Below are 9328 nucleotides of genomic sequence, written 5' to 3' on the forward strand. Positions count from 1 at the left end.
TTTACAATCGAAGAACTACGAATGAGAATATAGAAATTGAAAAATAGTTACTTGCAGATTCTAGTACTAGATAAGAGTATAAAATATAGGCGCTTTAAAATAATGTAGGGTGCCTAACAAAAAGTAGGGTTGGAAGATGTAATGTCTTCATTAATAACCCTATTTTTTATGTGTCTAGATATATTATCCAATTTATATTTTATTTAGATTTGTTTTGCTTAAAAGGTTAGAATAATCGTATTTTTTTATTTTTTAAAAGTAATTTCTATATTACAGGCGTAAATGATAATAGGAGGTATTTTTATGGATGAACTATTTGAAAAAATCTTAAATCATGCAATTAATTATAAGACATCAGATATTCATATTTTAATGAAGCAAAAATGTTCTGTTTCTTTTCGGCAACATGGTGATTTGGTATTATATGATACATTTGAAAGTCATATCGGATTAAAATTATTTAATTATATTCGTTTCAAGTCAAATATAGATATTAATTATCGTTTACGACCACAAACGGGTCATTTAAATTATATTTATCAAAATCAAATTTACTATTTACGAATATCTAGTTTACCTGGTAGAGAATTAGATAGTATTGTAATTAGAATTTTAAACAATCATCAACAAATTGTCCTTGATAAATTGACTATTTTTAAAGAAACAACTGTTTTTTTAAAACATATCACGACTTTAGAAGCCGGACTATTTATTGTAAGTGGAGCAACTGGTTCAGGAAAGTCAACCACACTATATACCCTACTAGATTCAATTAACGCTACTCAACAAAGAAATATTGTCACTCTTGAAGATCCAGTCGAAATAAAAAAGGAGTATTGCTTGCAAATTCAAATAAACGAAAAACTAGGAATTACATATAATAACTCTTTAAAACAAATCTTACGCCATGATCCTGATGTAATAATGATAGGTGAAATACGCGATGAGCAAACTGCTCGTCTAGCTGTTACATGTGCATTAACAGGCCATTTAGTATTAACAACAATCCATTCGTCAAATTGCCTTACAACAATCAGACGTCTTTTAAACTTAGGACTTTTAAAAATTGATATAGAGGATGTTTTAATTGGCATAATATGCCAAAAAATGCTCTATCACAAGTATACACATCAGCCCTTAATTTTACCAGAATATTTAAATCGTCAAAAAATTTTAACTTTTTTCAATAATGAACCTGTTAAGTATCAAACATTTGAAATGAATGCAAAATATTTATTAAAAAATAATTTAGTTGATTATACACAGGTTGCAGGAATTATTTATGAATGATGATTTACAATTATTAGAAAATATCGCTAACTTTTTAAAACAAGGTTATTTAATCAAAGATGTTTTAAATTTATGTCTGATAATCCATCAAACTGAAAAAATAAAGCTGATTGAACAAAATTTGGTTGCTGGTAAAGCATTTGATGAGGTTATTATAGAAATTGATTTTGACAATACATTTATTGAATACTTTAAATTTTTTCGATTTAAAAATAATATTTCAACTGCAATTGAGCATAGCTTAAAAATATGCAGAAAAAAGGAACAAATATTTACACAGCTAAAAAAAGAATTAACGTATCCAGTTTTACTCATTATTTTTTTAATGTTTTTTTCATTGTTTATTGTATATGGATTATTACCATCAATCATGCAATTGTTTGTCGAATTTAATATTAGTCCAAGTATTATAACTAGAATTATATTTAAGCTTTTTGAAATTATTCCAATTATAGTAATTTTCATTATACTTAGTTTTACAGTATTTTTCACAATAAGTATTTATGCTATTAAAAGAAAATATTTTAAACTTATTGATTTGTTAATTGAAAAAATAGTTTTAATAAGAAGGTTAATCCAAAAATACTATTCACTAAAATTTGCTCTGTACTATAATGAATTACTGATCAATGGCTATGATTCAACTGATATTATTGTCATGCTTTATGAGCAAATAGATGATAGTGATATTAAAATGATAATTTACGAAATTTATCGACAAGTTTTAGAAGGAGAAGCTTTAGAGGATATAATAAATGATTTTGAATATTTTGAACCATTATTTATAGCATATTTTAAATTATTAATTCATGATAATCAAAAAGATAAATCACTCGATAATTATTTAAGGGTATCTATTGATACTTTGCATATGCAGGTAACGAGATTGATTAAACTCTTTGTACCAATAATATATTGTTTTGTGGCTGGTTTTGTAATTTTAGTTTATGTTGCAATTGTTATTCCGATGATGAATGTAGTCAGTAATTTATAGGAGGTATGAAAGATGAAAAGGAATAATGGCTTTACATTGATTGAGATGATTTTTTGTATTTCAGTAATTTTAGTTATTTTGTTACTTGTTATTCCTAATGTAACTAGTAAGAATCGGGTTGTTAAAGAAAAGAGTTGTGATGCGCAAATAGAAGTAGTTAATTCACAAATAGTTTTATACGAAATTGAAAACGGAGAACTTCCAACAAGTATTAGTGATTTGACTTCTGGAGAACATCCATATTTGACAGAAAAGCAGGCAACATGTCCAAGCGGACTTAGGATTTCAATCAGTGATGGACAAGCATATGTACGATGATAGCGGATTCACTCTGATTGAAGTTGTCTTTACAATTAGTATAATCTTAATTTTAAGTACAATTACACTTCATTTTGTAATTAATTCAAAACCAGTAATTTCTTTACAGCAGCAATGTCAACAGGTAATTTCATTGTTAGAAGAAGGAAAAAGTAGAGCTATGATCAACCACGAGCAAATAAATATAGTTATTCAAACAAAACAAATTAGTTATAATGGACAAAAGGATCAACGAACTCTTACGATTAACGACAACTATTATATTGACGATTATTATGAGTTTCACTTTAATCATAATGGAAATATCAGTTCGGGTGGTCATCTAAAGATTTGTAGTTCAAATGGATGTAAAAGTATAATTTTAAATGTTGGAAGTGGAGCATTTTATGTTAAATAAGCAAGGGATGACATTAATTGAAACATTGATGGCTTTTTCTATTTTTATCAGTATTATAGTATTGTTTCTTTCTTGTTATAATAATGCAATAAATCATCATTATCAGATTAATCAGGATTATATGAACTATTTAAAACAGCAACAAGAAAAGGAGGTAGAACTGTGGCAGACAAGTGGTTTGAGCGAATCAGTCAACGAGGTTTTACATTGATTGAAGTTCTTTTTTCTTTATCAATATGTTTATTAATTATTTTAAACAGTGTCCCCATTTTAAGAATAGTTACTGCAAAAGATAAATTATCCTTTAATCTTTCTAGTTATGCTCTTGGAGTTAAACAAATTTCATCAATTTTGCATACGGCTAAGGATATTGAAATCAATGATGATTTAACTTACACAAATGCAAATAACGAAATCTTTACTATTTCACTAAATCATCATAGGATAGTAAAAGAGCCAGGTTTTGATATCATTACACACAATGTTGATGAATTAAATTTTTATCAAAAAAATAAGAATATTTATATGAAAATTTTATATCTGATTTTTGATTATCCGCATAAACACTATACTTTCAAACATTTTGAAGTATAGAAAACTATTCATTTTACCACGAATTTACCACGATTGAATGAGCCTTGATATGACACAAAAACAACATGGGAGATAGCACAAATATCTGTGTATCTCCCGTTTTTCATTCATGTAGTATGATTATTTTACTCTGATTTCAAATTTCAAGATTGCTTTCATCATTTCTGTATGGATTTGACCTTTTAATTCTTCATCAACCTGCATAATGATTTTACCACTTTCAGAGTGGTAAAACGGACGCAAGCATAATTTACATATATAAGCGTCATAAAACTTCAAAATCTCTCTTATGGCAGTTTCATTTCCAGCAGACGCTTGACATATTACTTTTAATGTAGGGTAGCCATATTCTTTTTTCATTGGTTCAATTCCTTTCTTTCAATACTGTTTTTAGTTTCTTCAATCCGTTACTTCTTCTGCGATAAATAGCAGAACGTGATACATGATATAATTCGGCTATTTCTTGGTCGCTCATACTTTGAAAATAGCGTAATAGAATTACATCACGCTCTTTATTCGATAACTTATATAAAGCAACAGCAAGTTTCTCATTTGATATTTGAATTGTAAAATTCAAGACTTCAAACGAAATGTAATCACAAGAATAGTTATCCTTAGTTACACATTCAACATTTTTCGTATCTGATAATTCACAGAATAAAACTTCACGCTTAGAACGTCTTGCAAACTGTCTGTTTCTGTTTTTTACTGTGCATTTAATAACAGTCATCATCAAAGCATTAAACTGTATTCTAACGATATGCTCGAAAGAAGATGGGTTCATAATCTCACCTCCTTTCCGCATACGCTGAAATATATAAACGGAGATACCGTCTATATCTTTGGAAAATACAAAAAGAAGAACAAGAAAAAAGTCCGTACAAAATATACCGTCTGTACGAACTTTTAATATTGTAAAATATTTAGTTGTTGATAAAATGCTGTTAGGTAGTGCATAATCGTATAAGATTATTCCTAAAACTTTCCACAGCAGTTACTTTCAATGCTTTTATATCTTGCTTTTTTAGTCCTATCATAAAGTTTTCCATATAACCGCTTAATAATTTGATTACTTGTTAAAATAGTTATAATGCAGGCGACTATGTGACTGATTAAAATCGCTATCCAAACACCATTTAAATTTTCTGCCAGCCAAGATAATAGATAGGCAAAAGGAATACGAATAATAATATAGTAGAATATCATTAGTATCATACTTTTTGTTGGTTTTCCTATACCATTTAAAGTACCTAAGTAGCAACTAGTAATAGTGTAAAGAACATAACCGATACTAACAATTAAAAAATAATGGCTGACAACATTTGTTACAGCTACGTTGGAAACAAACAATTTTGCCAACTGTTTAGAGAAGAAAATAACAACTGCTGATAATACACTTGAAACAACAATACCATATTTTAACGCCAATTTCAGATAATTCTTTGCTCTGTCGATACGTTGTGCTCCAATACATTGCCCTACGATTGAAGTCAACACCATATTAAGAGCCATAGCAGGATAAAATAATATCATTTCTAATTTTCCAGCAACTCCGTAGCCAGCAATAGCAGAAATACTATAAGTACTAACAATAGCAGTTAAAAATGTTGTACTAATAGCAGGAATACTTTGTTGAATGACAGACGGCACAGCATTTTTTACAAACGGCATAATCTCTTTTGTATCAAAATCAGATAGTGAAAGGTTAAATAATTTTTTACGATAAATATAAATGCACATAAACGCCAAACAAATAATCTGTGATATTAAGGTTGCGATTGCCGCTCCGTGAAATCCAATTATGTTAATGAAAATAGGATCTAAAATAGCATTCAATAAAGTAGACACAAGCATTGCAACTGCTTGAAACATAGTATTGCCAAAACTTCTTAAAATGGCTGTAAAGTATAAATACAAATAAACTGCTACATATCCCAAAGCATATATAGATAAGTAATTTTTTGCCATATCAAAAATTTCAGTCGGTGTATTTAAAACTATCAAAATAGGCTCTAAAAAAATCTCCAACACAATTGTCATAAACACTGAAAGAATTATAGATACAAAAAAAGAAGTAACTATAATATTCTTTTTCTTTTGCTCATTTTTCGCACCAATTACCTGTGATAATAGAATGGCTAACCCGTTTGTTGCTCCCATACCAATTGAAGTTAAGATTAAAATAATAGGTGTCGAGTTTGTTAACGCTGCGTATGCCTGCTCACCTAACAAATTTCCAATCCAAAGACTGTCTACGAGATTATATGCCATATTTAAAAACATAGCTATTATCATAGGAACAGTCATTTCAAGTAAACATTTTTTTGTGTTTCCGTTTACAAAATCAATATTTTTGTTCATTTTAATTCCTCCTATTGAATGAAAATTATTCATTTAATTTATTTAAATATTCCCTGCCTTTTGGCAGGGGAAGATTTAAAGCCTAAACAAGTCCCTAAAAAATGCCTTTATCCGTGAACTCTTTTCTTTAATTGATATATCGGTATTTAAAATAATTCCTAGTTGTCCATATATGCAAAAACTGGCATACATTTCAACATCATTGACTTGTATTTCATTTGTGTAATTTGCTCTTTCAATAATTTCAGATACAATAGGAAAAAGTTTTTCACATACATTCAATGTTAATAAATTATGGAAATTTTTATTTTGGTTATTATGAAAAACTGGATAATATGTATCATCTTCTTGTTCTGCAAAAAGTATCATCTTCCGCAAAATATCTTTTAAACTATCCTTTTTTATATTTATATTTTTTGTCATATTGGCGACTAAAATATTTGAATATTCATTGATAGCAGACTGAAAAAGTACATCTTTTGATGGGAAATATCTATAACATAATCCTTGTGCTATTCCAATTTCTTTTGCTATGTCTGATATTGAAGTTTTTTCAAACCCATTTACACTAAATAATTTAATGGCTGTTTCTAAAATTTCTTGTTTACGTTCCTCTGGTTCTTTTGAAATACGCATTGTTTTCTTTCCTTTCTTGCGGTTTAATTATTGTATGCTATAATTAAACAAGATCTTGTGCCAAAAGATTTCCATTCAATTTCGTGGAAGTCTTTTGATAATAATAACAACATTTCCTTTTTTGAATAAATCTTTACATCTCCACTATTGCTGTGTTTCATATAGTAATTCATTATCTGTCTTGCTCCGATTGGTTGCCAACAATCACCGATAATGAAAACTCCATTTTGCTTTAAACACCTAGACACTTCTTTCTCTACAATATCTGGTTGTGGATAATGATGAAATGAGTCATTACATACAATGGCGTCAAAAGAACTATCTTCAAAAGGTAATCTCTCAGAGTCGCCTAAGATAAGTGTTGCATCATTTCCTAGTTTATTTTTTGCAATTTCAAGCATATTGGGAGATATATCTATTCCAAATAGTTGTTCTGCTATATTTAATTCTTTTATTTCTTTAAGTAACGCACCCGTTCCACAACCTAAATCTAATATAGAATGTATATTCTTATTTTTTAAATTTTCTATAATCGGCTTATAGAGTTTTCGAGCATGTTCCCCCTGAATATTTGTATCATAATCGGCAGCTTGCTTATCAAAAGTCTTTTGTGATTTTTGTTTCGTAATATTCATGTAATCAACTCCTTTCACTAAAATTATATCTCGTGAATGAACGATTGTCAATGAATAAAATTCATTGAATTTCATTCATTTCAAAGACGTGTATCTCTGATTTAAAATACACGCCTTTTTGATTACCCTACAATCTTCCAGTTACTATTCCTTATATAGCCCAAATTTGTACCGTGACAATTTCATTGATATTATCCGATTTACCACAAATCAAATTTTATCTTTTCTTCCTCTTGATTACCCTCCACAGAAAAGAAAAAGCCCTGTCAAGAGCCTTGCCACCATTGGTGGTGCTTTGCACTCTTTACTGGGCTTTTTGTTTGCTGTATCTTCTACAAAGAGGGAAAAAGTTATTCGTCCTCATCATCAAAATGGTTATTTTTCAATACTTCCCGTAATAATTCCATATCTTCTTTTGAATTGGGGTTTATCATTTTTACGACTTGATAAGGTGTCCTATATTTATGTCCCTCTATGCTTTCCCCGAACATATCCATGCTGTATAAATCATCATAGCGGTCTAACAGTTTTTGAAACTTCAAATGCTGGATAAATTCTTTGATTGGATAAAGGTCGGACGCTACAATACTTTTCCCGTTGATGTAGTCGGTAATATATTCCCGTAACTTTTCCAACTCATATTCCAGCCATTCTTCCTCGCTGTCAAAGAAGTTGTCATAATGTCCATGTTTTAGTTCTGCATTTAATCGTTCTTCAATTCTTAAAAACTGGCAGACTTCCTTTTCGGATTGATTAACATACTTCCATTCTCCCGATAATAATTCATTGGGCATTACACCCAGCACGTCCATTATCTTTTCTAATGTATCGAAGGTAGGAAAATTCACACCTCGTTCAATCTTGGAAAGGCTCTGCATATTGATACCGATTTTATCCGCAAGTTCCTGTTGTTTCATTCCTCTGTGTTTTCTTATGGTCTGTATGTTCTCTCCTAAGAAACTGATTTTCTTTTCGTAATGCTCCATAACTTAGTATAACCGCTCCTTTCGTTGCTTTTCTTGGTATTTATAAGCATATCATACTTAATCTACATCTAAAAGTCAACAAAAACTTCTTGACAAGTAATTCTAATGGCGTTATTATCGTATCAGATAGAGTGATTAAGCACGATAAGGTCAATCACACGCTTGAGTAAGCATAGAGAAGATACATTTTCACTTTGATAGCATGAATAAGCATGGACTATCAGACCGAAAATAGTGGTTTCCAAAAGGGGCTGGCTGGACGGGGCACGTCCCCCAGACGTGTTCGGACAGACAGTTCCTTTTGGAAAAGGAACGCCTAAAGGCGTTCGCAGAGGGCGTATATGTAACACCGCCCTGCGCATACATGTCATAGTACCTAGAAACTGTGATAAATAAAGGACAAAACACGATTTTTACCCCGCAAAAAAACGGGAAGTACGAAAGGAGTAATGCACTATAACTACACACAAAAATTTATCCGTTAAGATTGATTACATCAGCATTGTATTTGATACTGCAACCGCTGAAGATGTAATCATGCACATTTTAGGTTTACCGACTGACATTTTCAATGTTTATCCAGCAACGATAAAATTCAAGACTTATCAAGCACGCTGGCAGATTGGAGATATTTATGTATCGGGGGACGCAAGAAAGACAGAGGACAACCCACAGGGGCTAGGCTGTTATCTTGTTATGACTGGCAGAGGTTGTGATGATATTTTCCGTATTCTCGATAGTAGGAATTGTACCTTTGGAGATATGTTCCGACGTTGTGAGCGAAGATACGGACTGGATAACTTCCATTTTACAAGACTTGATATTGCCATTGATGATAAGAACGAAAAGCCATTCTTTACCATAGAGCAGATAAAGAAGAAATGCGAAAAAGAGGAATTTATTTCTAATAGTGAGGGCTACCACTTTGACGAAAGCAAGTTTGATGATTTCGACACCGCAAAGACTGTTTATATCGGTGCTGGTAAATCGGGATTGTCCTACCGCTTTTATGATAAAGATAAGGAAGTCTGTTCAAAACATAATAAGACACTTGATGAAGTTGGCAGTTGGAAACGGACAGAAATGCAACTGCGTGATGATAAGGCTCATGCTTTTG

General features: G+C 30.6%; 13 protein-coding genes. 7 read left to right on the forward strand and 6 right to left on the reverse strand.

The window, feature by feature from the left end; all coding sequences use genetic code 11:
* Positions 1-303: 303 nt before the first annotated feature.
* The 6 genes from KTF99_RS11740 to KTF99_RS11765 are packed head-to-tail and all read left to right on the forward strand — an operon-like array spanning position 304 to position 3593.
* Positions 304-1290, forward strand: a complete 987-nt coding sequence (locus KTF99_RS11740; protein WP_029480002.1) for an ATPase, T2SS/T4P/T4SS family — start codon at positions 304-306, stop codon at positions 1288-1290.
* Entirely contained in the window at positions 1283-2284 is a 1002-nt protein-coding gene (locus KTF99_RS11745) for a type II secretion system F family protein (protein ID WP_003538290.1), read from the forward strand. The genes KTF99_RS11740 and KTF99_RS11745 overlap by 8 nt, the downstream gene beginning before the upstream one ends.
* Positions 2285-2296: 12 nt before the next feature.
* Positions 2297-2602: a competence type IV pilus major pilin ComGC gene (comGC, locus tag KTF99_RS11750; protein WP_003538293.1), complete on the forward strand. Its 306-nt coding sequence runs from the start codon at positions 2297-2299 to the stop codon at positions 2600-2602.
* Positions 2580-2999 carry a competence type IV pilus minor pilin ComGD gene (comGD, locus tag KTF99_RS11755; RefSeq protein ID WP_224209103.1) on the forward strand — a complete coding sequence of 140 codons (420 nt, stop codon included), beginning with the start codon at positions 2580-2582 and terminating at the stop codon, positions 2997-2999. The genes comGC and comGD overlap by 23 nt, the downstream gene beginning before the upstream one ends.
* On the forward strand, positions 2989-3210 hold the full coding sequence (locus tag KTF99_RS11760) for a hypothetical protein (protein ID WP_003538295.1): 222 nt from the start codon (positions 2989-2991) through the stop codon (positions 3208-3210). Before comGD ends, KTF99_RS11760 begins: the two co-directional genes overlap by 11 nt.
* Positions 3162-3593: a prepilin-type N-terminal cleavage/methylation domain-containing protein gene (locus tag KTF99_RS11765; RefSeq protein ID WP_217215573.1), complete on the forward strand. Its 432-nt coding sequence runs from the start codon at positions 3162-3164 to the stop codon at positions 3591-3593. Before KTF99_RS11760 ends, KTF99_RS11765 begins: the two co-directional genes overlap by 49 nt.
* Before the next feature lie 120 nt (positions 3594-3713).
* Here the strand turns inward: KTF99_RS11765 and KTF99_RS11770 are convergent, their stop codons facing one another.
* From KTF99_RS11770 to KTF99_RS11795, 6 genes are all read right to left on the reverse strand, one after another.
* Positions 3714-3953 (reverse strand): helix-turn-helix domain-containing protein, encoded by a 240-nt coding sequence (locus KTF99_RS11770; RefSeq protein ID WP_005946862.1) that lies wholly within the window; start codon positions 3951-3953, stop codon positions 3714-3716.
* Between the two features lie 4 nt (positions 3954-3957).
* Entirely contained in the window at positions 3958-4377 is a 420-nt protein-coding gene (locus KTF99_RS11775) for an RNA polymerase sigma factor (RefSeq protein WP_008728841.1), read from the reverse strand.
* Between the two features lie 191 nt (positions 4378-4568).
* On the reverse strand, positions 4569-5954 hold the full coding sequence (locus KTF99_RS11780) for an MATE family efflux transporter (RefSeq protein ID WP_008728838.1): 1386 nt from the start codon (positions 5952-5954) through the stop codon (positions 4569-4571).
* 75 nt (positions 5955-6029) lie between these two features.
* A complete protein-coding gene (locus KTF99_RS11785) occupies positions 6030-6590 on the reverse strand; it encodes a TetR/AcrR family transcriptional regulator (protein ID WP_008728836.1) in 561 nt (186 codons plus the stop codon).
* A 23-nt stretch (positions 6591-6613) separates the two neighbouring features.
* Complete coding sequence (locus KTF99_RS11790) at positions 6614-7300, reverse strand: class I SAM-dependent methyltransferase (protein ID WP_223380606.1); 687 nt, start codon at positions 7298-7300, stop codon at positions 6614-6616.
* A 275-nt stretch (positions 7301-7575) separates the two neighbouring features.
* Positions 7576-8211: a helix-turn-helix domain-containing protein gene (locus KTF99_RS11795; protein WP_005946876.1), complete on the reverse strand. Its 636-nt coding sequence runs from the start codon at positions 8209-8211 to the stop codon at positions 7576-7578.
* Positions 8212-8748: 537 nt separating this feature from the next.
* On the opposite strand from KTF99_RS11795, the gene KTF99_RS11800 reads away from it, so the two are divergent.
* A partial coding sequence (locus KTF99_RS11800) for a replication initiation factor domain-containing protein (protein WP_254210146.1) occupies positions 8749-9328 on the forward strand: 580 nt, incomplete at its 3' end.

The organism is Erysipelatoclostridium sp. MSK.7.34, from assembly GCF_019041935.1.
GTDB lineage: Bacteria > Bacillota_I > Bacilli_A > Erysipelotrichales > Coprobacillaceae > Thomasclavelia > Thomasclavelia ramosa.